The sequence below is a fragment of the Streptomyces sp. bgisy159 genome, assembly GCF_057707805.1.
Genome location: NZ_JBYIQX010000023.1, coordinates 13,228 through 35,160 on the forward strand (window position 1 = coordinate 13,228; position 21,933 = coordinate 35,160).

Consider the following 21,933-nt stretch of genomic DNA (forward strand, 5'->3'; position numbering starts at 1 on the left):
GTCAGCCGAGGTAGGGGTAAGCCCCGGTCAGGTAGTGGCCGATCTGCTCGTGCATGCTCGGGTGGATGTCGAGCTTGTCCAGGTCGTCCGGGTGAACCCAGCGCACGCCGTCGGCCTCCTCATTGACGGTGGGGTTCCCCCCTACGGGGCGGCCGATGTACACGGCCTCGTACTGCTGCCGGATCTCGCCGTCGGTGTACTCGATGATGTGCTCCGGGTTGGAGTAGACGCCGAGGAAGCCGGTGACCGCCGCGACGATGCCGGTCTCCTCCTCGCACTCGCGGACGGCGCACTGCGCCGGGCTCTCGCCGATGTCCTGGGCTCCTCCGGGCAGGGCCCACTGGCCGGTGTCGCGGCGTCGCTGGAGAAGGATGGCGCCTTCGTCGTTGACCACGAGCAGGTTGCTGGCGGGGATAAGGGTGTTGGCCTTGGGGGCCTTGGGGTCGTGGTAGTACTCGGTCCTGCCCACGGCAGTGCTACTCCTGTCTGTCGGGCGCCCAGGGGCGCGCGGATGCCCACACGGCCTCGAAGCTGTCGCCGTACCGCTGGAACCACTCCCCGCCGTCTATGTTGCGGAGCTGGAGTAGCGGGTTGGCGCTGGCCGGCTGGCCCCAGATGCGCGGGTTGACCATGAGGTGGTCGTCGTAAGGGTGAACATGGACGAACGATGGCACTCCGGTCTGACAATCGGGGCGAGATCGTGGAACGCATCGTCTGGGCAGGCAAGATGGCACTGCTGGTGGGGATTACGGGTTCTGTCGCCGCTGTCGTCACATACTGCCGTCACGGTCCGAACCCCTCAGCGCACCGGCAAACACAGCAGCATGAAGCCCGCCCTTCCCGAAATCGGGGAGGCCGGGCTTCATGCGTCGAATGAAGGACGGACACCGGCGTTCAGCCAGCCGGGGCGCGCAGGAGCCGGTCCCGCGTGCTCGCCGGCAGCACCCGGCGCAGGACCGGTGCGGTCGAGCTGAGCGAGGCGGCGAACGCGGCGACCAGGTCGTGCGGGACGCTGGCTGCGAAGGACGCCGCCCACAGGCACTGCGTGCCCAGCGCGGGCTCGGCCCATGCCTGCCATCCGGCCGGTCCCGCAGCGTCGGCCTCGGCGACCAGGGTGCGCGGGTCGGCGTCCTGGATGAGCGGCGGCACCTCGCCAAGGCTGATGTGCGAGGTGAACGTCGGGTCCGTCGCTGCCGCCTGGGGCTGGTCGATGTCGCGGAGCCAGCCGTGTGCGGCGACGGTGTCGAGGACCAGCTCGGGGCCGGCGAGCGGCAGGGCGGGCTGGTCGCGGGCGTCGAGCGCGACGAGGAAGTCGGTCACGGCCTCGCCGGGGACGTCGGGGGTGAAGTAGGCCGACCACTGGGCGAGCGGGTTGTTCGTGTCCGCACGGGCGGAGATCTGCCAGGCGATCGGCAAGTCGCCCAGGTGGAACGGCTCGTCCGCCAGGCTCCACTGCGCCCAGCAGCGCGCGTCGGGGCTGATGTGCAGGACGGTGCTGCGCAGGACCTGGCGGTCCTCGGGTGCTTCGTCCGGCTCGTGCCGTCCACGGACGATCGTCAGGCTCGTCCAGCCCAGGCCGGCGAGCGTGTCGGCGACGGTGTCGTAGAGGCGCCCATCGTCACCGGCCAGGTGCCGGGGGCCGACCCAGAACGCGAGCTGGCCGCCGCGTGGAGTGGACGGGTTGGGCGGGAATTCGGGGTACAGGGGCGCCTCCAAAGGGCTCGGTGCGGGTCTAGTTGCCGCCGGCACGGCGGCGGGGGCGGCGCGGCGGTGCCTGCGTGTCGCCCTGCCAGGTCAGAGCGACGGCGACCTCGGGCGGCAGATGGCCGAGCTGTGAGCCCTCGTCTCGGTCTTCGGCGAGGTAGACGACGGTTTGGCCGGTCTCGTCCACGGACTGCACGACTTGCGCCAAGCGGTGTGCCATCGGAAAGAACGGGTTCATGGCCTGGCGGACGGGAGCACTGCGGTCGCAACCAGACAGCAGGTCGATGAGATCGCCGACGGTCATCTCCGTGGACGTCATGAACGGCCTCCTTGGGTGAGGAAAACGGTGAGCGGTGGAATCAGCCGGCGGCCTGGCAGTCAGCCGGCCACCCTCCCAGCGAGGACTACGCGTGGGGCACTGTCATACGCGACGTGAGGTTTCCAGCACGCGCGCCACGGCGGCAGCGACGATGTCGGCCGGCGTCTCGGTGTCGAACGACAGCTGGTAGCCGGGTACGTTGGCCGTGCCGGTGACGGCGATCTTCCATCCCTCGCCGTCGGTGCCGGGACGACCGAGCGGGAACCAGCCGAGGTAGAACCGGCCGTCCTTGGAGCTGACGTGTACGTCCGCACGGTCGTCCACGATGAGGTTGAAGTCCTCCGCGGAGAACTGGTCCATGACGAGCGTGGGCTGGCCAGGACCCAGCTGCCACTCGCGCAGCCGCAGGGCTTCGACGGTGGTGGAGAATCCAGGGCCGGCGGGAGCCACGGTCACGGGTAATCACCTCTCTGACCTGGGGTTTCTTGCAAGGTCGTCTACGTTGACATGCTCCCGCGCAGGTTGGCCAGTCTTTCTGTGATCTTTCCTGTCTGCCCCCGGCGAACTGTCGTCCTTGGACAGTGAAGCCAGTCGCCCTGGCATCTGATCCAGGCGCTTGACAGCGAACCAAGTCGTGGGGGCTTCCCACACCGCCACGGGCCCGAGGAAGTCAGCGGGAACGTCGCGATGCGGGTCTCTTGTCAGCGGCACCTCCTACACTCCGCAGATGCGACAGCCCAGGATGATGAGCTGCCTGGCCGTGGCCCTCCAGGCCATCAGGGCTGATGGGCATGGCGTCTGCCAGGCGCCTGCATGTCCCACAGGTCGCCGACAGCACGCGCCGGCAGAGCTTTCACGAGGACGGTCTCCGGTGCGGATGTCGGAGAGGGTTCCATTACCGTCCTTGTCTAACAGGGGGATTAAAGCTGTGCCTTCCGCTACTGGCTTGACCGACCTGCGCGAGCAGTGGATCCAGAAGATCTGCGCGGGGATTGCCACCTCTGTCGGTCGCCACCACCCGTTGCTGGATCCGGCGCGGATCGTCGGTAACCCGAGTGACCTGGATCTATTGCGTGCCCTCCTGATCCTGCGGATCGCCGTCTTGGACGCGCGTGGCCGGTCCACCGCGCACATCACGGGACTGCTGGCAAAGCACCCGGTCTTCGCCGATCCCAAGCCTGACACGGATCAACTCACCAGCCTGGTCGAGCATGTCCGCCGGCACGTGGAGCGCGACGGCCTTGTCGGTTCCGTCCTGCTGTTCGGCCTCGGACTGCGCGCTGCGGATCCAGAGAGCACGTATGCCCTCCTCCTGGACCACTGGTCACGTCGGTCGTCCCGCGCGGCAACCGCCGCCCAAGTGGCCAGGGAACTGGCCCGGCACTGGGGCGTGGAGGCTCGCACCGGAGAGGCTCTGGTGCCTCTCTCAGTCATATCTCTTGATGCGTACTCCGACACCATCTGGTCCAGGCTGGAAGCGGAACGCGACGCTCATGTGCGGCATGCCGCCTCAGTTGCCTTGATCAGGAAGGGCAACGACGCTCATCGCCTGTGGCTGGCGCAGTTTCCCGCCGACGAGGCCAGGCACCTATGGAAGTTGGGCGCAGATGTGGCCTACTGCACCGCGGCCAAGGAGCACCTTCGAGAGGTAAGTCGACAGCTCCGGAAGAATCACGCTCTGCGGCCAGTGATCGCCCGAGCCTTGAAACTGGTCAACGAGCAGCTAGAGATGCTCGGCGAGGCGATCGGCTGCCTGAGCGACACAGAGCGCGACATGCTGCGGGCACGCACCCATCAGGAGCGCTTCCAGGACGCCTGCATTCAGACCTTCCTGAACCACTCCCTCGACTTCCGGCAGTCGTACCCAGGCAGTTCCTGTGTTCCTGATGCCGAAGCGGTACATGGCACCTTCGGCCCTCTGCCCTGGTGGAACATCATCGTCCGAACCGCAGCAGAGGCGGAGGCTGCCCTCGCCGCATTCACAGAGGGGGTGCTGCCCCTCGGTTTCGAGCGGGATCCCGAACATCGGAACCGCCTTCTACTCATCTGCCGTAAGCCCAGGACGGAGTCCCCGGGCATGCACGCCCACTTCGTCTTCGACCTGGACAACCCAGGCCACGCCTGCGAGCTGCTCCTCATCGCGAAGCGTGCCGGCGTCCCTATCGACCTCTATGCCCAAGCACACAACGAGTACGACGAAATCGAGTCCACCCACCTAGGCACTGTGTACGCACACATCGGTCCGGAGCTCGCCAGTCTGATCACGGAAGCCGCCACCAATGCACTGGCCCGATCCCTGCCAGACTTCCGTAACCGCAACTACGACGAACATGAGGGGATCGAACCGCTCGAAGAAGCGTTGCGCTGTCTGTCCCGCGCTGAGGTGGAGCACTTCTTCTCGGGACGCCGCATCACCGTCTCATCCCGTCACAACCTCGAAGGTGGGATCGAAGTACTGTCGTCCGACCCGCCAGTCACGCTCTCCGGATTCTCCAGGGGCACCAAGAGGCACCAGAAAACCGGCAGCTCACGGAAGACGGGCAACGGGACTCCTCTGCCCTCTCCTCGGACCACTGGGTTCGTGTACGTCCAGCGGAACCCTGCCTTCCCGGACATGCTCAAGATCGGCTACACAGACCTGCTCGCGGAGGACCGAGCCAAGAACCTGTCGGGCACATCGGTCCCCTTCCCCTTCGACGTGCTCTTCAGGGCCCACACATCCCGGCCCAAAGACGTCGAACAGGCTGTCCACCGCCTCCTCACCGCCCAACGCGTTAACGCAAGCAAGGAGTTTTTCCGCGTCTCCCTTGACACGGCCATCGAGGCGATCCGCCGGTGCCAGAGGGAGGTAACCGGTATCAACAGCTGGGAGCCGATCCCTGCGCTTCATCGCCTGCCCGCGAATGACCGAGTCGTCCTGCCACTGAGGGCAGGGCAGTTGTTCGTGCTCACCGCGTACCCCCATCTGCTCAGCTCGTCCGCTGAGGTTCTCGACATCTGGATGGCCCACGCGGACGGCGACCTCCTGGAGATCCACTCCACGCATGACCCCGGGCACGTGGCCGGAATCAGCGACAACGATCCCGGCGCTTACGAGGACCCCGTTCCCTTCCTCGACAGAGACGGAACCGTGCGGAACGGCATGCTCCATGGCAGGGAGCGCCTGGTAGCCGGCGACCGGCTGATCTGGTTCTCGGACGAGGAGGGGCCGACCGACGCCCGCGGCGTCGTCTTTGAAGCGAACGCGTCCTGCCAGGTCACCTACCGGACATCAGCCCCCCGACGGGGCCCGCTGGGTATTCCTCTCCTGCTGAACGATCCTGACCGGGACCTTCCTGATGCTATGGGGGCACTCGTCAAGGATGTCCTCGCACTGCGCCCACCGCGCACCTGGGCTCCCCGGAACCCTCAAGAAGAGGACGGCTGGGCGGTAGCAGCCACGGATCCGCAGCCGCCCGAGCACTGGCTCCCTCAACTCGAACGACGGCGAAACGACGTGCGCCGGGACCGACCCTGAGTACCGTGCGGTATGGGGGCCAGCTCGACGTGTCCATGTCCGGCGCCAAGACTGAATTACCAGCCGGATCGATTGCGCCGCGGCTCCGTAGACGGCTCGATACCCGGCTCCGGGAGCGGTCTGAGCACATGCCAGAGTGAACCGCATGATCCCCGCGCACATCCCCGACGAGCCGCCGCTGACCTACCCCGACAGCTTCGACATACCAGTCCTGTTCCGAAACGGACCCGCGAAGAAGCCTCGGCGGCAGTGGCGGACGGCCAAGCACAAGGCGTGGGCGGGATCGGACGGGTTCCCGGCGGCCGACGGCTGGTACGCCCCGACCACCACGTGGCGGGAGATCATCAAGGCTGCCACCGAAGTCGGCCGCGACGTCACCCCGCACCTGCAGAACCAGCCGCGCTACGCACACGGGGAACTGGTCGCTCGGGTCTCTCCGCTGTACGCCTACCTTGGCGCGCACGTCGTCGAGCCCCGTCACCCTGTGCCTGGGGCCAAGGGCCGGCGCCTGACCTGGAACCCGGTGTACGCGCACGGCACCGAGCGCAGCGCGAAGAACGCCGCCGGCTACCGGCTGGGCATGACGATGACCGAGTGGGCCTGCCGTTCGTTGCTGGGCCTCGGCCAGACCGAGCACCTCGAACTCGGCGGGCCCATCCCCGCTCTGTACGACACGTTCAAGGACCCGAAGAAGAAGCTGCCCGACCTGTGGGGGCGCCACGAGGCAGAGGAGAGGTACTGGCTGATCGAGGCCAAGGGTGGCGACGTCGGCCTGGGCACGCTCCGCAAAGGGTGGGCGCAGCTGGCGGCCGGCAGCAAGATCCTCGGCGCGTATGCGCACCGCACCGTCCTGGTCGGAGCGTCCGTACGTCCCGGTGACGATCTCTTCCTCACCATCGACCACGACCTACACCCTGGCCAGCCGCCCCTCAGCCCTGATGGGTCTGGCATCGACGAGGAGGCGGCGGGCGCGGGCAACCTGGAAGACCGCCTCGGCGACAGCGACGACGCGCTCATCGGCGCGGCCCGCGCCCAGATGCTCACCTACCTCGCCTTGCGCTCCGCTCCCGTCTCGCAACTGCGCACCGTGCCCGTGCCCGCAGACCGCACTTCTCGCCGTCGGCGCACCGGACTCACCACGCCCCTGGAGCACGACGGCCTCACCCTCGCCATGCGGGCCGATGCCCGCGGAGCAGCGCTCCAAGCCGAGCAGCACACCTTGCGCGCCGGTATCCGCTCCATAGGGCTCGACGACTTCCTCACCTGCCGCATCCCCGGAACCGAAGTGCACCTCGGCATGTCCCGGAAGCTCTTCGCCGCCTGCGAGCGCCTCCATGAGGAAGACCTCGCCATCGCCCGGCGCACTCCAGGACTGCGCGCCGAGGACGAGCCGAGCGGTGACCAAGAGCTCAGCGACGAAGCCCAGGAAGAACAGCGGCTCACCCAGCGGCGGATCTTCCGCGAGCAGCAGGAGGAAGCCCGCCCCCGGCTGCGCCTCCTGCTCCGCGACGCCTACGAGCGGGGTGCGACGAGCGACTGGAGCAGCCTGCTGCGCCGATCCCAGGAGCCGGCACTCGACCTGGAAGGCGACGAGAGCCTCCTCGAAGCGGCGACACCAGAGACCTACCTGGCGGTCAGCCGCTACGACCTGCCCCCGGCACGCGCCTAAATCTCCACATCAGCCGATACCAAGCGTTCGGGGGTGCGCCAAGGAGCGGCTCCCCTTGCCGGCATGACAGGCGGCAGCTGGCGCCTGGCGGTTGGAGCACCGAACGCACAGAGACGATTCGCTGATCTTGGGGCGCGGCCGACAGTCGTAGGCGGGAACTGATCACCGGCCGCTGGTCCTCATCGGCACCCCCAAGGGCGGTCCGAAGCGTCAAGGGCATCACGGGCCGCTGGTGTGGCGGGAAGTTCCCTACCGATTGTGCGTCCGTGAGCGCCGACTGAGCGTCAGCGTGCGTGGTGCTCAGGTGCTCACGCGCCCGCCCCTCAGTTTCCAAGGTGGATCACGACTGCGTGGCGGAACGGCAGTCTACAGAACCGCCGGCTGCACTCTGTTGGTCCTGGCGGACACACAACTCAAGCAGCGTCGCGAGGCGCAGATGGGGCCTCCTCCGGATGGCGCCGCCTCCCATCCGGGCGAAGGAAGTATCGCGTGCGCCGCCCGTCTCGCTCCCGTGTGAGGTAGCCGACTTGTTCCAGGTCCTCGATGATGCTCTGAACGGTGCGGTTCGGCGTCGATAGACGCAGCAGGCCCCCGGATTCGCTTCACGGGGGCCTGCGGCGGTGGTTGATGTTCGGCTAGTTGGTCTTGCTGTTGTCGTCGGGCTCGGACTCGGTCGTCGTACGACGGCGGACGGCGAGCAGGGTGACGACGCCCGCGATGACGAGGATCCCCGCGCCTGCGGCGATCCAAGGCGTGGCGTCGGCACCGGTGTGGGCGAGGGAGCCTGCCGGGGTCGGCGGCAAGGAGTCGCCGTCCGGGGCCATGGCTGCGGTGGACGAGGAGTCAGCATCCGCTGTGCCGGTGTCCGGCGCTGAGGGCTTGACCCCGCCGGTCCCGTCGCCCGGCGTGTCCGCAGGAGTCGGGGTGCCGGTGGGCTTGGACGTAGGCTTGTCCGAGGGGTGGGGCTTCGGGCTGGTGGCGGCTTTGGTGTTGGTAACGGTCACCGTCACCGGAGCGCCGGGGCCCGCGGTGAATGTCTTGGACGGCTTGTAGCGGTCGTATCCGGCGGGTGCCTTGACCTGCTTGACCCAGAACTCCATGTTGCGGCTCGACACCGGCAGCGCCCCTGAGGCCGTGCCCTTGTCCCCGGTCGTCAGGGTGAGCAGCGTCGATGTGCCGGTGCCGATGTTCACCGTTGCGCCGGGCAGGAGCTTGCCGGTCTTGTCGTCCTTGGCCTGCAGGAGAACCTTGGCGGCCTTGAATGGTTCGGTGATCGTCAGTCGCGTGGTGGCGCCAGGCGTGATGATGACGTCCTGGTCGGCGACAACCTCGTGGAGCGGGCTGTTGGAGGCGGTCTCCTTGAGTCGGTAGATGCCCGGGGCGAGGTCGGGGAAGGTCAGCTTGCCCTGCGCGTCGGTTGTCCCGTGTCCGGCCTCCTGGCCAGCTGAGTTGAGCAGCAGGAACGCGGCGCCGGGGAGCCCATCGCCGGCCGTGTCCCTGGTGGTGATCTCGACGCTGCCCGCGTCCGGGGCCGGTGTGTCGGCAACGGTGGCCGACGCGGAGGGGGTCGGTTCGGAGGGTTGGGCGTTCGCGGCCGGCGCCCAGGTGAGGGTGCCGGTCACTGCGGCGACGACTGCGGCGGATCGGACGGCGCCACGGACGAAATGAGCGTGCACGAGGAAGGGGGCTCCTTGATCGGTTGGTGGAAGGTCGGTCACCGCACGGGGATTCAGCGGGTGCGGGCTTGGCTGCGGGTGGCTGGCGGGGCGGGCGCCCGGTGCGCTGCGCGGCTCGCCGCGGGGCTTGGCGTGGTCGCGGCCCAGGCGCCGGGGAACCAGACGGTGGTGTACTGCTCGATGGCGTCGCGCAGCCCGGTGGTGACGGCTCCCTCCCAGGGGGGCCGACCGGGGCGGCGGTTGGTGCTGAACGTGCCGTACTGCTTGGTGTTCGGCCGGGTGTTGTGGGCTTCGTCGCGGCGGTGGAAGGTGCCGTGATCGAGGAAGCTGAGGGAGACCACGTCGATTTCACCGCGGTCCGGGTGGATGACCGCCACACGAAGTCCGCCGTAGGTGTCCGCGTGGATGGTGGCGGTGAAGTCGATCCGCAGCCGCAGCGGTGCGCCCGGGACCGGGGCGGCGAAGTAAGTGGCGCCCACGACGGCGTGGTCGTGGAAGGGGAGGCACAGTTCGGCGAAGAACTCGGCGGCGTGCAGGGACAAGGGGGATCTCCGGTCGGGGACGGGCCGGCGCTATCGGCGCGGGCCGGGCAGGGCCGGTCGGCTGTTGGTGCTCCACCGAGGGACACTCGCAGCCGGCAGCGCGGCCGGCCGGCGAGAGGCAGCCCGCTGCACGTCGAGCGGAGTTGGGGCCTGCGGCTGCGGTGGGATGATGGGGGTGAGCTGGGCCATGCCCTCGATGTAGCTGAGGGTGTCCTGGCGCCACCGGGGAAGCGGAGCCGGATCGGCGACGCACTGGGTGACTGCGGTGAGCAGGGCGACGGGGGTGTCGGTGCTGGCCGTCGCGTACCAGACGGGCCGGTCGATGGATCTTCCCGCCCACAGCTGCCAGCGAGCGTCACGGGTGGTCAGCTCGGCTTCCCGATCGAGGTCCCCGGTGGTGAACTCCAGACCGGCGAGGCCGTCCGGGGCCTGGACGGCGAACACGCCCCAGCGGGGACGGTCGATCTCCCAGCCTTGTTGCAGGAGAGGCACGACGGCGAGGAAGGGATCGTGCTCGTCGGTTCCCGAGACCGGTCTGGCGAGGTAGGCGTCCGGCCCCTGTTCGTAGGCGGTGGCGAGGGCGGTGGTGAACGCCTGGACGAACTCGGTGGGGACGCGGTCGTTGAAACAGACGCCCCATGTCGGCGGGCCAAACTGGTCCTTGTAGGCGTTGATGCGCCAGAGCCCGTCGTCCTCGCCTTCGGGCAGGTAGCCCAGGCGCATGCGCCGGTCGGGAGCGTTGACGTACACGTTGCCGAGGTCGTCGTGCTGGACGTCCCAGCCATGGTCGATGAGCGGGGTGAGGGCGGGGTCGCCGGTGTTGGTGCTGCTGGCGAGATGGCGCGGTGAGACGAAGACGTCTCCGTCAGGCGTGTGAGGGTCGTCGTGGAGGGACACGGGTTCCTGATTGGCGGCGTGGGCGGATGAGTCAGTCAGCGGGCAGCAAAGCTGCTCGTAGGGCGTCGGTCGAGCCGGTGTAGTGCAGCGTGCGAAGGCCCAAGCGGGCGGCGGCCTGGCAGTTGTCGGGGCGGTCGTCCACGAACAGGACACGTCGTGGATCACCGGCCCCGGTGGCCGCCAGCGCCTGCTGGTAGATAGCCGGGTCGGGCTTGCACAGCTGCAGGCGGGCCGAGTAGAGCGCCTGGGTCATCATTCGGCGCCAGTCGTAAGTGTCCAGCACCGTACTGAGGTGGGTGGGTGCGTTGGACAACAGCACCATCGGCAGTCCGGTGGCATGGGCGCAGCGCGGGACGGACAGGACGCCCTCGTCGGTCGCGGTCCACATGTCGGTGTCTGCGGCGAGGAGTTCGCGCAACAGGCGGGGGCCCGGATGGAAGCCGAGGACGCGGGCCCAGTACGCCAGGTCGCTGAGCTGGCCGGCGTCGTAGAGGTCGCGGGCGTTCCAGAAGACGCGCTGGAATGCTGCGAGATCGTCTTCGGGCCAGGAAGCGGTACGGGCCAGCCGTAGCCACTGGGCGCGGGTGGGCTGCAGGCCGAGGACGCCGTTGTAGTCAAGGATGACGGCGTCGGGGCCGGTGGGGCGGGTCAAGGGGCGGTGTTCTCCAGGGCTCGGCGGGTGAGGGCGGCGAGAGCGGCTGCGAGGAGCGCGGGCAGCAGCAGGGCCGTGGGCAAGGTGGTGGCGCTGGCGAGGGCGCCGATGACGGCGGGGCCGGCGAGGAGGCCGAGGTAGCCGGTGACGGAGACCGTGGCGACGGCCCTCGGGCCGTGTCTGCCGGCGGCGGTGATCAGGGAGGGGACGGTGCTGGACAGGCCGAGCCCGAAGACCGCCCAGCCGGCCAGCGCCGCAAGCACGCTGCCGACCAGGACGCCGGTGGTCAGTCCGCCGGCGGCGAGCGCAGCGCCGGTGCGGACCACGGCAGGAGCGCCGAAGCGGGTCGTGAGCCAGTCGCCGGTGAGCCGGCCGATCGCCATGCCCATGCTGTAGAGGGCAGACGCTGTCGCGCTGAGGGCGGATGTGGCGTGCAGCGTGTGCAGGTGCACTGCGGCCCAGTCGGCCGCCGCCCCCTCCCCCAGCAGGCTCGCAGCCGCCAGCGCACCCAACAGCCACACACCTCCCGCCCGGCCCTGACCGGCCCCCTGGGGCTCCGGCAGCTTGGGCTGGTCGGCGCCGCTCAGCGCGAGGGTGCGCGGCCCGGCGACGAGCACGGTCGCGGTCAGCGCGAGGCCGGTGGCCATAAACAAGGCGCTGTGGGCTGTGCGCGCAGTGGCAGCGGCCATGGCGGCACCGCCCAGGGCACCGATCGAGTACGCGGCGTGCAGGGAGGACATGACCGGCCGGCTGGCGGCGTTCTGGCAGCGAACCGCCGCGGTATTGGCGGCGACGTCCAGGACACCGTGCGCGGCACCGAAGGTGACAGCCGCCGCGAGTAGTGAGGTCAGCGTCCGGCACTGCCCCAGCACGGCGAGAGCCGCTCCCAGTGCGACAGCTCCGCCAATCAGAAGCAGGGGAAGTCGGTCGGGCCGGGCGAGTCGGCCGCCGGCCTGCAGTCCGGCAACCATGCCGACAGCGGCGGCGAGCAGGACGAGCGACAGGCCGGCGGTGGTGAGGTGAGCGGCGTGCTGGACGGCCGGCATCCGGGCGCCCCAGACCGCCATCACCACGCCCAGGCCGAGGAAGTAGCTGGTCAGCAGGACACGGCTGCGGCGCACGGAAGCGTCGGCGCGGGTCATGCGGGGCGGCCACCCGCAGCAGGCTCGTCGGCCGTGTGCGGCACCAGGGCGACCTGCAGATGGCGCACAGCCTGCTTGGCGCGGGCCTGTGCGAGGTCCGCGGTGGGCGCGGTGGTGATCAGGTAGCCGATACGGGCGGTGAACATGTTGCCGCCGTCGGCCGGGAGGAGCAGCTGGTCGCCGACCTGGTGCTGGAAGTGCACGCGTTCCAACCAGCGCGGGCTGACGCCGTCGAATCCGAGGCGGAGCAAGGTGCCGGAGGTGTCAGGGTAGAGCAGCAGCATCGCGGCGGCCGAGGACCGGGTCGGGGTGAGGTCGGGGGCACGGCCGCAGGCGATGTCGGCGGCGGTGCGCGGCAGGTCGATGCCGGTGGCGAGCTGGACGAGATGGCCGATCATGTCACCGGCGATCCGGCCGTTGACCTCGACCAGCCGCGGCCGGCCGTCGACCAGCCGCATCTCGACATGGGAGACGCCGTCGGTGATTCCCAGGGCGTGGATCGCGGCGCGTGCCGCCGGTGCGACCACGTCGAGCAGTGGGTCGGCGGCGTCGACCGAGTGGGCCAGTTCCTCGAAATACGGCGGGGCGCTGACCGTCTTGCGGGTGACGGCCACCACGGTGGTCTCACCGCCGTAGGTGACACACTCGGCCGACACCTCGGGTCCGTCGAGATACTCCTCCACCAGCACGCTGGTGGACTCGAGTCCCAGCCCGGCCGCCTGGTCGGCGAACGCGAAGGCGGCGGTGAGCTGTTCGGGGGTGTCGGCGCGGATCACCCCGATGCTGGCCGCGTGCGCGGCGGGCTTCAGCACGACCGGGTAGCCGATCCGCTCGGCCGCCACCTGGGCCTCGGCACGCGTGCGCACGCTCACCGAGGCTGCCGACGGAACCCCGTGCCGGGCGAACAACGTACGGGAGGTGGCTTTGTTGCGGCATGCCTGCATGGCTTCCGGGGCAGTGGTGGGCAGGCCGAGCTGGCGGGCGAGGCGGGCGACCGGGACGAGGTACCACTCGGTCCAGGTGAACACGCCGGCAAGGTCGTAGCGGTCGGCCAGGTCCCGGCCGGCGGCGGACAGCGCCGCCTGGTCGGTCGGATCGGACACGACCACGCAGTCCCGCAGGTACGGCGTCTCCCACGAGGGCTCTTCGCCGGTGATCAGGACGACGTCGTAGACGGCGGCCACGGACTGAAGGCAGTACCCGCGGTACGCCTCGGCCTCCATGTCGGATGCGGCGACGACCAGGACGACAGGACGGTCGGGCAAGAACAGGCTCCTCAGAATCTAAAGAGGGGGGCAGGGATATGTGGACGGCGGCCCTCGGCGGCGCAGGGCCGCTGAGTGTCCGGCGAGCAGCCGCCGCGAGCGGGGCCGGCGGAGCAGAGCGGCGAAGTCGGTGCCGGCCGAGGATGCTTAGGCGGGAGGAAACCGAGAGCTGTCAGTCGGCACGACGGCGGCGCAACTCGAACGCCGCAGCCCAGTGCGGGTTTTCGCTGATCAGCCGACGGGCGTAGAGGGCGGTGAAGTTGTTGTTCAGCCCGGCGACCCCGTACGGGAGTTGGCGGCGCAGGTCCTCGAAGAGGTCCTTCACGCCGACGCGTGTGGCGCCGGAGGCCAGACGGCGGGCGGCCATGCGTTCCAGGGCCCGGTAGACGTTCGGGTTGTGGGCGTCGAAGGCGTGGAACTGCTCGGTGATGGTGCGACCGGTCGCGCGGTGCGATCCGAGGGCGGCGATAGACATGAAGTTCTCCACAGGCTGAGGACGCAGCAGGGTCAGGTGCGCAGGACGGGATCGGTGCGAAGGCGGGCGAAGGAGCAGAACAGGCCGATGGCCTGCAGGGCGGCGCATGCGGTGATGACGTGTCCCAGTGCGTCGGGCGGGGCGAGCGCGGTGAGTACGCCGGCGACGGGGAAGGGCAGCAGGAGGATGAGGATGGTCGCCGACAGGGTGCTGCCGAACTTCTCCGGAGGGATCAGGCGGGAGCGCAGGGTGCGCAGGACGACCGTCATGCCTCCTTCGCCCGCCATGAGGACCGCGACTAGGACGAGGTAGGACCGGTAGTCGGGGGCCTGGGCGGCGGCGAGACAGCCGAGTGAGGCGAGGGCGGCGCAGGCGGCGCCGACCGGCCACAGACCGAGGCGGTCGATCGCAAACCGGCAGAATGTGACGCTGAGGAGCGTCGCTGCGGCAGCGGCGGACCAGACGAGGCCGACGGCGGTGGTGGACTGCCCGAAGTGCTTGACGACGATCACGGGGCCGGCCGCTTGGAGAAGGCCGGTGGCGAGGTTGGACAGGGTCAGCCCGGTCACGAGCCAGCCGAGCGCGGGCAGCGAGCGGATGGTGCGCCACCCGGTGAGCAGTCCGGCGCTGGACTGTCCCTTCGGCGCGCGGGCCGGTGCCACGGGCGAGGGCGGGGTGCGCAGGGCGAGCATGGCAGCCAGCAGCGAGAGCACGCTGATCATTGCGAGCATCGGCGGCGGCCCGGCGAGCAGGAGCACTGCGGCGAGCGCTGGCCCGGCCATGGTTGCGGTCTGGTCGATGCCGAGCAGGACGGCCTGGACGCGGTGGGCCCGCCGTCCTGCTCGCCGTCCGGCGGCGGCGCCCGCGGTCTCGGCGGCGATATAGCTGAACTCGGTGAGCACGCCGGTCGTCGCCGCCAGCACCATCACGGTCGCGCTCGCCACGGTGCCGGACGGGTGGAGGTGGAGCAGGACCGCGCCAGCGGCGAGGGCCAGCGCCCTCCCCAGGGAGGCAAGGTGGAAGACCACCGAGGCACCGCGCCGGTCAACGACCGAGCCGGCCCATCCGAACGCAGCCAGCCGCGGAATCCACTCCAGGGCGAAGGCGGCGCCCGTCAGCGCAGCGGATCGCGTCGTGGCTAGGACAAGCAGCGGGATGCCGTAGGTGGACATCGCGAACGCCAACGCGTCCGCCGTGCGCGGCAGGTAGATGCTGCGCATCAGCCCGCCGGTGTGGCGTGCGTGCCGCGGTGTGACCGCTGCGCTCACGCGACCGGCTCAGGCTCGGGCACCCTGGCCACCTGGGGGTTGTCGGCCAGCCACTGGATCAGGAGGGTGCGGGGACGGGCCAGCCCCGCCTCGGCACCGTCGCCGGTCAGCGGAGAGAGAGCGTCGGCGCGCTCGGTGGAGAGCGACGGTGCCAAAAGGTCGAGGACGTACCGGATACGGCGGCTGAACTCGCAGACTGGGGCCGGGACGGCGTGACGCCGGGCCCAGCGAGCCATCGCGTCGTACAGGTCGGTCAACTCCGCTCCTGCCTCGGTAAGTTCGAGACCGGAGCCGGGTGCGATCCGGACGAGGCCGTGGGCGCGGGCCGTGTCGGAGGCGCTTCGCAGTTGGTGCGTGGAGAGGTCGGGTAGGGTGCCGGCCAGCCGTCGCGGCGGTATGGCGCCGTTGTCGTCGATCTCGGTGACCAGGCGGATCAAGGAGCGCGAGGCGAGAAGTTCGACGGCGTGGCGTACTTCGGCAGGGGTGAAGGGGGTGCTCATCGGCGCGGGCCTCCCGCCGGGATGGCTGCCTTCGGGCGGGCGGTCGTAGCGTGCGAGAAGAGATCGCGGTGGTGCCACGCCGGAGAGGATGCGGTCGTGCGAGCGGGTGGGAGCGCCGCGGGGGTCGGCCGTGGCTGGCTGCTGAGCCACGGCCTCGGCGCGGGCTTCGCCTGCGGGTGTCCCCAGACCGGGTGTTGGGCCGCCTGGTCGAGGCTCTGCCCGGCGGACCAGGCGGACAGGGCGCCGAGCACGGGGCCAAGGCCGTCGCCGGCTGCGGACAGCCGGTAGGGCTGGCCGATGCCGTCGGTGTCGACCAGGCCGTCGGCGACGAGCTGCCGCAGCGGCGGATAAATGTTGGTCCAGTCGCTGCTGGGCATCACGATCCGGGCCAGAGCCCGGCCGCTGACCTCCTGTCGGGACTTGAGCACCCACAGGATGGCGGCGGCGTGGCGCCGGGTGAGCAGGGTGAGGCTGTCCTCGATCTGCTCGATCGCGGGCAGCGGACCGTCCGCCTTCTCCAGGTGTTCCTCGGCCCAGGTGACGATCACCGGCAGGACCGGCAGCAGGGCCGCGCCACGTTCGGTGTGGCGGTAGCTCACGTGCCGTGCGGTGTGTTCGGTGCGTTCGACGAGTCCGGCGTCGCACAGAGACTTGAGCTTGGGGTGGAGCTGGCCGTTCTGCAGCCAGGACACCTTGGCCGCCAGCTCGCTGTAGCGCAGCGGCGGGCCGGAGAGGGCCAGGAGGATCCTCACGTTCCAGCGTGGGGTGATCATGGCGAGGGCCTCGGTGACCCGGGCGATGTCGGCGTCGGTGTCAGGGGGCAGAGCGGTGATGGCCAAGGGAGGAACTCCTGGGTGAAGGAAAGAGAGAGATCGCCTGGGTCAGCGGCTGTGTGCCGGGCTCGGCACCGGTAGAGGCGGAGCTGGAACGGACGGCGAGGGAGCCGGCGGGGCAGGCGTCGGGGCCGGGACGCGGGCCAGGCTCTGCAGGACGGCGGCGACCGACTTGGCCTGGACGTCGCGGACGGCGACGGCTTCGGCGAGCCGGCGTGCACCGTCGAGGAGGTGGGAGACCTCGTGCGGGTCGATCTGCCGCTCGGGGTGGATGAGCCGGGCGAGGTGGTCGCGGTGGACGTCGATGCTGCGCTCGGCGAGGGCGAGGTCGTCGTGCATGCCGAGCAGGGCGGAGAGCATGCCGGGCGGCTGGTCCTGGGCGTGGGCTTCGAGGTCGGCGAGCGGCGCGCCGTACAAGTCCTCGATCCGTCCGGCTATGTCGGTGGACGTGAGGTGGGGCAAGCGTGGGCTTTCACGGTCGGCGGGCCCGGGCCGCCCCGGCACGCTGCGGTGCCGGGGCGGCAGACGGGGGCAGGGTTGCGGTGGCCCTGAGCTGAGCCGTTCGTACGGGCCGAGCCTGCTGGGCAGGCGGGGGCATGGTGCGCAGCAGTCCGCCGAGGGCGGCGCGGTAGCCTTCGCGGGCCTCCAGTGCGGCTTCCAGCCACTGCGCGTCGAAGCGGAGCTTGTCCGCCGACAGTTCGCCCATGTCGCGGTCCGGGTCCATGTCGGCGTGGACGCGGTCGCGGACGCGGGCGACCTGCTCCTCGGTGAGCGCCAGGAACGAACGCAGCTCCAGGGCACGGGCGAGCGCGGGCGAGGCACCTGGGCTGGCAGCCGTCTCGTACAGCTCGGGTAGCGGGTTGCCGAAGACCTTCTGCAGGTCGGCGTCCATGGTGCTGGCCTTGTCCCGGCTCATCGGGCGGTCCTTGCCGGCCGCCACGCCGATGCCGGTGCGGCTGTGCCGGCGGGCCGGTGGGGAGCGCTGGTCTGCACCGCCGGGCCGGTTCGGGGCCGGAGGCGGGCGAGGCGCTGGGCGGCGAGGTCCTTCTTCCCCGGGGCGTCCGGGTCGAGGAGCCAGCGCACGACCATGGCTCGGCCGTCGCGGGCGGTGACGGCCGCGTTCACCCGGTGGGCGAGGCCCATCGTCGGATCGTCGATCTCGCTGGGCTGGGTTTGCAGCGCAGCGAGGAGGTCGTCCTCCGCACGCTCCAGCACGGACTGGGCCTCGACGAGAAGGCCATGCCACTTGACGACGTCGCTGGCATCGGGATTCGCGGTCGGCGCGGCGGCGACCGCGGCCTTCAACTGGTTCATGCCCATGTCGAAGCGCGCTTCGATCCGTTCGGTGAGCACGCCCACGACATCCTCAGACTCATCGGATATGCTATCGGGCAAAGGGAAATCTCCTGTTCTGGAAAGGCCGATCCCTGGGGTGGGAGGGGCTGCCGTACCCGGTGGCTGAGCCGCTTACGGGCACCTGCTGGGCTCTGTCAGTCCAGGCACATTCGGACGTCGCGGTAGACGTACGTGCCGGAGACCCAGCCCTTGACCCCGGTGGTCTTGTCCGTGATGTAGAGCCAGTTGCCGCTCTTCCTGTGCACGGTGAACTTGTGGTTCTTGTAGAGCACGCCGAGCGCGGTGGACTTCGTGGTGGCCTTGGACCGGATGGTCACGGCCTTGGTGTGTACCTCGTACGGCAGCGGCGGCTGGGACGAGCAGCTGCTCGCGGGGGTCGCGCTGGCGGTGGTGGCGGACAGCACAGGCAGAGCGAGTGCGCCGAGCATGGCTGCGGATATGGCAATTCGGGTGGAGCGCATGCGGAAGAAACCTCCGTGAAGGCATAGGGATTGCGGGGAAGGTGCCGCGGGTGTTGTCCCGGCGGCTGTATAAGAGTCCGGATATTCGCCGGTTTGGCTAACCGGCGATCGTCGGCTATGTTGCGCCGCCCTGGTCGGCTTTGACGCTCAGCGTGAGCGGCCGGGCGGGCGCGGGGCAGGAGCCTTCGGCAAGCCGGCCGGGCGGCTAACTGCGGCTGCCGGGCGGACCGGCGGAAGAGGGCCGGCCTCGCCCGCGAGGCGGTCGTCGCACCACTGCAGTGCCTCGCCGAGCGTGTCGAAGCCGCCCTCGCGCAGGGTGTGCGTCCACGTCTCGGTGTCGACCTCTTCAACCACGACGCGGAACGGCGAGGGAGCTCGCTCGTCCAGGGCACGCAGGGCCACGACGATGACCATGTCGTCCGGGTCGTCGCTGGTGTAGGAGTAGCCCATGGCGTAGTGGTCGCCGTCGCCGGCGAGGCGCAACTCCAGCGCGCGCGTGGCCTCGTCCGCTGGCGGCGGGCCCAGTGGGGCGAGGGCGATGGCATCGGACGGACAGCCACGGTGGATGAGCCAGGACTGCGCCATCGCGGGCAGCGGCAGAGGGGCATGCTCGAAGCTGAACGTCCGCTTCTCGTGGTCCCGTTGCAGATGCACGGCGAGCACCTGCGGCATGCCGGGGTGTCCCCAGGTGGCGGTGCGGTCGAACAGGACGTAGTAGCTGTGCGGGCCGTCGTGGTGTTCGGCGAGGGGAACGAGCATGTCCTCGTGGACGGCGACCTTGCGGTAGAAGTCGAGGTACTTCTCCTCGTCGGCGTCGAGGTCGTCCAGATTGAAGTCGACTTGGGGGATGGACTTCCGGTCCGGCGCCGGGTCAGTGGGAGACAACAAGAGCCTTCCGGTGAAGTCAGCGCCGCTGCGCCGGGGTGGGCCGCGATGCGCCGGGGCGAGCCGAGACCTTCGGCGCCTGCACCGTGGGAGCCCGGCGGGCGGCGAACAGCGCGGCCCGTCCGGCGTCGGTGAGCGCGACCGGCTGGCCTGCGTGCACGGGGTGGCCGGTGTCCCGGACGACCAGGCCGGCGTCCTCCAACTGCTGCAGCTTGGCGTGGGGGATGCGGGTACCGGAGGCGGCTGTCACGGACATCCGGCCGGTCAGCAGGTGTTCGTAGAGCTTGGCGCCGCCGGCGATGGCGAGCAGCGCCGCCTGGTCATCCGTCGAGAGCTGCCGTGCGTCGGGCGCGGAAGCCGCCGCTGCGGCTTCGATGGGCTCCAGGGCGGCGAGCACCGCCCGGGCGGCGGCGTCCCGCGCGGCGGCGGCCTCCTCCAGCTGGTCCACGGTGCGGTCGATGCGCGTGAACAGGGCGCTGTCGACGTCGAACTCGCCGCTGGACAGGCGGTTGAGGAGCCGGAGGTAGAAGGTGACGCTGGTCTGGGCCTTGGCCAGTTCACGGTGCCGGTCGGCCAGGTGGGCGTGCTGCTCGTCGAGGACGCCGCGGTCGCGGTAGGCCCACAGGGTGTCGATGTCGTGCCCGGTGACGGCTTGGAGGCGGTGGTCGAGCGGGGAGACCGCGCGCCGACCTGGTGTCGGCGCGGGTGGAGGGGGCATAGGCGGACCTCGGTGCGTTCAGCGGGTGTGATGGTGCGCGGGGTTTGGGGCGGGACGGGGCAGCCCCGGCAGTGCGGTGGGCGGCGGACCGGGCCGGGGCACGGGAGCGCGGGTGGTCAGCTGCGGGGAACGCGAGCGTGCCGCGTGGGTGCGGGCGCTCAGCGGCCGGCGGGTCATCCCCAGGCGGCGGCCGACCTCGTCGTAGACGTCGTTGCCTGCTCGCGGCCGGATGGCGACGACGTGGATCTCCTTGGGATGCGCGGACTCCGCGGGTGCCGGGCGGACGCCGTAGACGACGCGCCAGTCCTTGCGCGAGTCCACGAACAGCTTCCGGAATCCCTCCAGGTCACCGTCGAGACGCAGACCGAAGCGCTGCGCGTTCACGACTTCCTGCAGGTAGGCGAGGGTGAGGTCGCGGATGTCGCTGGGGGCCTGGAGGAGATCGGTCAGCGCGCGGGGGTCGAAACTGAGTCCGAAGGCGGGCTGTCCCGCTCCCGCGGTCATGACGTCGGCTCGTCCGGTTCGGCGGCTTGTGTCGTGTTCGCCGTCTCCGTGCGCACGGACGGCGGCGGACCGGGCAGAAGGCGGTGCGCGGGCCGGTCGGGCGAGGTCATGCAGGCCGACAGCGGCCCACCCGGCGCGCGGATCGCCGCGACGGCGTGGGTGAGGAAGTCCCGGTGCCACACGAACAGGCCGGACAGCCCGGCTTCGGGATCCTTGTGCTGCTGGTAGGCGAGCCATAGGGCGTGGAGCCAGGCCACGACGTCGTCGTGCTCCTGCCACTGCAGGCACCAGGGTGCCGCGGTGGTGACCTCCGCCCCGTACACCGGGAGGAAGAAGTCATCCACCCAGTCGGACAGGGCGTCGAGTTCGTCCTCGCGTTCTTCTCCGTCGAGTTCCAGGATCGGGCGGGGCTCCGGTGGAGCGGCGGGAGGCGGCCCGCCGAGTCCTGGCATACCGAAGGCGGCGAACGGTGATCCGCTGGGCGGCGGGGCGGACGCGAGGTGGTCGAGCTGCTGAGCCTGTTGCGCCGACTGCTCCATGAGCCGCCGCACGCTCGCCTCGATTCCCTCCAGCTGTCGATCCGGAATACGAACCGGCTCCAACTCGCCATCGTCAGGCGACTTTGTTGATTCGGGCATTGAAAAGCTCGGCCTCCTACGAGACACGGGATGAGAAAAGGACGGAAGCGTCTGCGCGCGGCCCATCCGGCGAGCTGCACGGCCACTGCGGCGGTATTGCGCCGGCGGCTACGCTTGGGGAGCCGGTCGCCTTGGCAGCAGGCAAGGACGGGGCTCAGCCGGTAAGGTCCACGTCGTCCTGTTTGAGGGTTTCGCGGATCGTCTCGGTGAGCCGGTCGGCCGCGATCGACGCGTAGTGCTCGGTCTTCTCCACGCCGATGAAGTCCCGGCCTTCCAGCAGAGCGGCCACGCCCGTGGAGCCGGAGCCGGCGCAGAAGTCGAGGACCGTGCCGCCCTCGGGGCTGATCTTGACCAGCTCGCGCATCACCTCGACCGGCTTCTGCGTGATGTGCCGGCGCTGCGCGCCCGAGGGCTGCGACGCCGAGTACATGCCGGGCAGATAGACCGGGTTCCGGGAGCCGTCGATCGCCCCCTTCGACGCCCAGACGATGAATTCGCAGTTCTGGGTGAACCGGCCCTTCTGCGGCCTGGCCTGCGGCTTGTGCCAGGCCAGCACACCGCGCCACAGCCACCCGGCGGCCTGGATCGCGTCCGTCGTCGTCGGGAGCTGACGCCAGTCGGTGAACAGCAGCGCGGTCCCGCCGGTCTTCGTCAGACGGTGCGCTTCGGTCATGATCTGCGTCAGCCAGAACGCGTAGGACCTCTGGTCCATGTTCTCGCCGGTGAAGTCTGCGAGGTCGTTCTTGGCATCGGCGGAGGTGTACTTCTGCTTCGCGGAGCGGGTGGTGCGCTCCTTCGCGGTCCGGCCACCGCTGTTGTACGGCGGGTCGGTGATGACGGAGTCGACGCAGCCGTCCGGAAGGCCGGAGAGAACGGCAAGGGCGTCGCCCTGGTGAAGGGAAAAAGGCAAAG

At 70.0% G+C, this 21,933-nt stretch carries 26 protein-coding genes; 2 read left to right on the forward strand and 24 right to left on the reverse strand.

The window, feature by feature from the left end; all coding sequences use genetic code 11:
* Position 1: 1 nt before the first annotated feature.
* The 5 genes from AC3ET3_RS21880 to AC3ET3_RS21900 all read right to left on the reverse strand — a co-directional run bounded on the left by AC3ET3_RS21880 (position 2) and on the right by AC3ET3_RS21900 (position 2,479).
* Positions 2 to 469 (reverse strand): NUDIX hydrolase, encoded by a 468-nt coding sequence (locus tag AC3ET3_RS21880; RefSeq protein ID WP_435612701.1) that lies wholly within the window; start codon positions 467 to 469, stop codon positions 2 to 4.
* 7 nt (positions 470 to 476) lie between these two features.
* Positions 477 to 632, reverse strand: a complete 156-nt coding sequence (locus AC3ET3_RS21885) for a hypothetical protein (RefSeq protein WP_435612702.1) — start codon at positions 630 to 632, stop codon at positions 477 to 479.
* A gap of 262 nt (positions 633 to 894) precedes the next feature.
* Positions 895 to 1,716 carry an SPDY domain-containing protein gene (locus AC3ET3_RS21890; RefSeq protein WP_006143135.1) on the reverse strand — a complete coding sequence of 274 codons (822 nt, stop codon included), beginning with the start codon at positions 1,714 to 1,716 and terminating at the stop codon, positions 895 to 897.
* A 16-nt stretch (positions 1,717 to 1,732) separates the two neighbouring features.
* Positions 1,733 to 2,023, reverse strand: coding sequence for a hypothetical protein (locus AC3ET3_RS21895; protein ID WP_435612703.1), 291 nt, complete (start codon positions 2,021 to 2,023; stop codon positions 1,733 to 1,735).
* 102 nt (positions 2,024 to 2,125) lie between these two features.
* Positions 2,126 to 2,479: an SPDY domain-containing protein gene (locus tag AC3ET3_RS21900; RefSeq protein ID WP_435612704.1), complete on the reverse strand. Its 354-nt coding sequence runs from the start codon at positions 2,477 to 2,479 to the stop codon at positions 2,126 to 2,128.
* Positions 2,480 to 2,969: 490 nt separating this feature from the next.
* On the opposite strand from AC3ET3_RS21900, the gene AC3ET3_RS21905 reads away from it, so the two are divergent.
* Entirely contained in the window at positions 2,970 to 5,540 is a 2,571-nt protein-coding gene (locus AC3ET3_RS21905; protein WP_435612705.1) for a GIY-YIG nuclease family protein, read from the forward strand.
* Positions 5,541 to 5,685: 145 nt separating this feature from the next.
* Entirely contained in the window at positions 5,686 to 7,209 is a 1,524-nt protein-coding gene (locus AC3ET3_RS21910) for a gamma-glutamyltransferase (RefSeq protein ID WP_365154796.1), read from the forward strand.
* A gap of 635 nt (positions 7,210 to 7,844) precedes the next feature.
* Here the strand turns inward: AC3ET3_RS21910 and AC3ET3_RS21915 are convergent.
* The 19 genes from AC3ET3_RS21915 to AC3ET3_RS22005 all read right to left on the reverse strand — a co-directional run bounded on the left by AC3ET3_RS21915 (position 7,845) and on the right by AC3ET3_RS22005 (position 21,931).
* Positions 7,845 to 8,885: a SpaA isopeptide-forming pilin-related protein gene (locus AC3ET3_RS21915; protein ID WP_435612706.1), complete on the reverse strand. Its 1,041-nt coding sequence runs from the start codon at positions 8,883 to 8,885 to the stop codon at positions 7,845 to 7,847.
* Positions 8,886 to 8,938: 53 nt separating this feature from the next.
* Positions 8,939 to 9,427 (reverse strand): hypothetical protein, encoded by a 489-nt coding sequence (locus tag AC3ET3_RS21920; protein WP_435612707.1) that lies wholly within the window; start codon positions 9,425 to 9,427, stop codon positions 8,939 to 8,941.
* Positions 9,428 to 9,457: 30 nt separating this feature from the next.
* A complete protein-coding gene (locus AC3ET3_RS21925) occupies positions 9,458 to 10,324 on the reverse strand; it encodes an SPDY domain-containing protein (protein WP_435612708.1) in 867 nt (288 codons plus the stop codon).
* Between the two features lie 31 nt (positions 10,325 to 10,355).
* Positions 10,356 to 10,976 carry an HAD family hydrolase gene (locus AC3ET3_RS21930; RefSeq protein WP_435612709.1) on the reverse strand — a complete coding sequence of 207 codons (621 nt, stop codon included), beginning with the start codon at positions 10,974 to 10,976 and terminating at the stop codon, positions 10,356 to 10,358.
* Positions 10,973 to 12,118, reverse strand: coding sequence for an MFS transporter (locus tag AC3ET3_RS21935; protein ID WP_435612710.1), 1,146 nt, complete (start codon positions 12,116 to 12,118; stop codon positions 10,973 to 10,975). Before AC3ET3_RS21935 ends, AC3ET3_RS21930 begins: the two co-directional genes overlap by 4 nt.
* The gene (locus AC3ET3_RS21940) at positions 12,115 to 13,341 is read right to left on the reverse strand and encodes an ATP-grasp domain-containing protein (RefSeq protein WP_435612759.1); all 1,227 of its coding nucleotides are present in this window, start codon (positions 13,339 to 13,341) and stop codon (positions 12,115 to 12,117) included. Before AC3ET3_RS21940 ends, AC3ET3_RS21935 begins: the two co-directional genes overlap by 4 nt.
* Before the next feature lie 214 nt (positions 13,342 to 13,555).
* Entirely contained in the window at positions 13,556 to 13,858 is a 303-nt protein-coding gene (locus tag AC3ET3_RS21945; RefSeq protein WP_040896681.1) for a hypothetical protein, read from the reverse strand.
* Positions 13,859 to 13,890: 32 nt separating this feature from the next.
* The gene (locus AC3ET3_RS21950; protein ID WP_435612711.1) at positions 13,891 to 15,126 is read right to left on the reverse strand and encodes an MFS transporter; all 1,236 of its coding nucleotides are present in this window, start codon (positions 15,124 to 15,126) and stop codon (positions 13,891 to 13,893) included.
* Complete coding sequence (locus AC3ET3_RS21955; protein ID WP_435612712.1) at positions 15,123 to 15,626, reverse strand: regulator; 504 nt, start codon at positions 15,624 to 15,626, stop codon at positions 15,123 to 15,125. Before AC3ET3_RS21955 ends, AC3ET3_RS21950 begins: the two co-directional genes overlap by 4 nt.
* Complete coding sequence (locus tag AC3ET3_RS21960) at positions 15,623 to 16,465, reverse strand: winged helix-turn-helix transcriptional regulator (protein WP_435612713.1); 843 nt, start codon at positions 16,463 to 16,465, stop codon at positions 15,623 to 15,625. The genes AC3ET3_RS21955 and AC3ET3_RS21960 overlap by 4 nt, the downstream gene beginning before the upstream one ends.
* 42 nt (positions 16,466 to 16,507) lie before the next feature.
* Complete coding sequence (locus AC3ET3_RS21965; protein ID WP_006143149.1) at positions 16,508 to 16,921, reverse strand: hypothetical protein; 414 nt, start codon at positions 16,919 to 16,921, stop codon at positions 16,508 to 16,510.
* A gap of 10 nt (positions 16,922 to 16,931) precedes the next feature.
* Positions 16,932 to 17,375, reverse strand: coding sequence for a hypothetical protein (locus AC3ET3_RS21970; RefSeq protein WP_435612714.1), 444 nt, complete (start codon positions 17,373 to 17,375; stop codon positions 16,932 to 16,934).
* A complete protein-coding gene (locus tag AC3ET3_RS21975; RefSeq protein ID WP_435612715.1) occupies positions 17,372 to 17,854 on the reverse strand; it encodes a hypothetical protein in 483 nt (160 codons plus the stop codon). Before AC3ET3_RS21975 ends, AC3ET3_RS21970 begins: the two co-directional genes overlap by 4 nt.
* A 95-nt stretch (positions 17,855 to 17,949) precedes the next feature.
* Positions 17,950 to 18,276 (reverse strand): SH3 domain-containing protein, encoded by a 327-nt coding sequence (locus tag AC3ET3_RS21980; RefSeq protein WP_435612716.1) that lies wholly within the window; start codon positions 18,274 to 18,276, stop codon positions 17,950 to 17,952.
* Between the two features lie 147 nt (positions 18,277 to 18,423).
* Positions 18,424 to 19,164 carry a hypothetical protein gene (locus tag AC3ET3_RS21985; protein WP_145870817.1) on the reverse strand — a complete coding sequence of 247 codons (741 nt, stop codon included), beginning with the start codon at positions 19,162 to 19,164 and terminating at the stop codon, positions 18,424 to 18,426.
* Between the two features lie 16 nt (positions 19,165 to 19,180).
* The gene (locus tag AC3ET3_RS21990) at positions 19,181 to 19,879 is read right to left on the reverse strand and encodes a hypothetical protein (protein WP_435612717.1); all 699 of its coding nucleotides are present in this window, start codon (positions 19,877 to 19,879) and stop codon (positions 19,181 to 19,183) included.
* Positions 19,880 to 19,897: 18 nt separating this feature from the next.
* The gene (locus AC3ET3_RS21995) at positions 19,898 to 20,383 is read right to left on the reverse strand and encodes a hypothetical protein (protein ID WP_061915839.1); all 486 of its coding nucleotides are present in this window, start codon (positions 20,381 to 20,383) and stop codon (positions 19,898 to 19,900) included.
* On the reverse strand, positions 20,380 to 20,922 hold the full coding sequence (locus AC3ET3_RS22000; RefSeq protein WP_061915836.1) for a DUF4913 domain-containing protein: 543 nt from the start codon (positions 20,920 to 20,922) through the stop codon (positions 20,380 to 20,382). The genes AC3ET3_RS21995 and AC3ET3_RS22000 overlap by 4 nt, the downstream gene beginning before the upstream one ends.
* Before the next feature lie 253 nt (positions 20,923 to 21,175).
* Entirely contained in the window at positions 21,176 to 21,931 is a 756-nt protein-coding gene (locus tag AC3ET3_RS22005) for a DNA-methyltransferase (RefSeq protein WP_435612718.1), read from the reverse strand.
* Between the last annotated feature and the right edge of the window lie 2 nt (positions 21,932 to 21,933).

What these genes read in the sequence shown, in the direction of transcription:
- AC3ET3_RS21945 (WP_040896681.1), bottom strand. Translation starts at nt 13,858, where the DNA reads ATGTCTATCGCCGCCCTCGGATCGCACCGCGCGACCGGTCGCACCATC.
- AC3ET3_RS21955 (WP_435612712.1), bottom strand. Translation starts at nt 15,626, where the DNA reads ATGAGCACCCCCTTCACCCCTGCCGAAGTACGCCACGCCGTCGAACTT.
- AC3ET3_RS21940 (WP_435612759.1), bottom strand. Translation starts at nt 13,341, where the DNA reads ATGGAGGCCGAGGCGTACCGCGGGTACTGCCTTCAGTCCGTGGCCGCC.
- AC3ET3_RS21980 (WP_435612716.1), bottom strand. Translation starts at nt 18,276, where the DNA reads ATGCGCTCCACCCGAATTGCCATATCCGCAGCCATGCTCGGCGCACTC.
- AC3ET3_RS21910 (WP_365154796.1), top strand. Translation starts at nt 5,686, where the DNA reads ATGATCCCCGCGCACATCCCCGACGAGCCGCCGCTGACCTACCCCGAC.
- AC3ET3_RS21935 (WP_435612710.1), bottom strand. Translation starts at nt 12,118, where the DNA reads ATGACCCGCGCCGACGCTTCCGTGCGCCGCAGCCGTGTCCTGCTGACC.
- AC3ET3_RS21990 (WP_435612717.1), bottom strand. Translation starts at nt 19,879, where the DNA reads ATGCCCCCTCCACCCGCGCCGACACCAGGTCGGCGCGCGGTCTCCCCG.
- AC3ET3_RS21895 (WP_435612703.1), bottom strand. Translation starts at nt 2,023, where the DNA reads ATGACGTCCACGGAGATGACCGTCGGCGATCTCATCGACCTGCTGTCT.
- AC3ET3_RS21970 (WP_435612714.1), bottom strand. Translation starts at nt 17,375, where the DNA reads ATGAGCCGGGACAAGGCCAGCACCATGGACGCCGACCTGCAGAAGGTC.
- AC3ET3_RS21995 (WP_061915839.1), bottom strand. Translation starts at nt 20,383, where the DNA reads ATGACCGCGGGAGCGGGACAGCCCGCCTTCGGACTCAGTTTCGACCCC.
- AC3ET3_RS22000 (WP_061915836.1), bottom strand. Translation starts at nt 20,922, where the DNA reads ATGGAGCAGTCGGCGCAACAGGCTCAGCAGCTCGACCACCTCGCGTCC.
- AC3ET3_RS21885 (WP_435612702.1), bottom strand. Translation starts at nt 632, where the DNA reads ATGGTCAACCCGCGCATCTGGGGCCAGCCGGCCAGCGCCAACCCGCTA.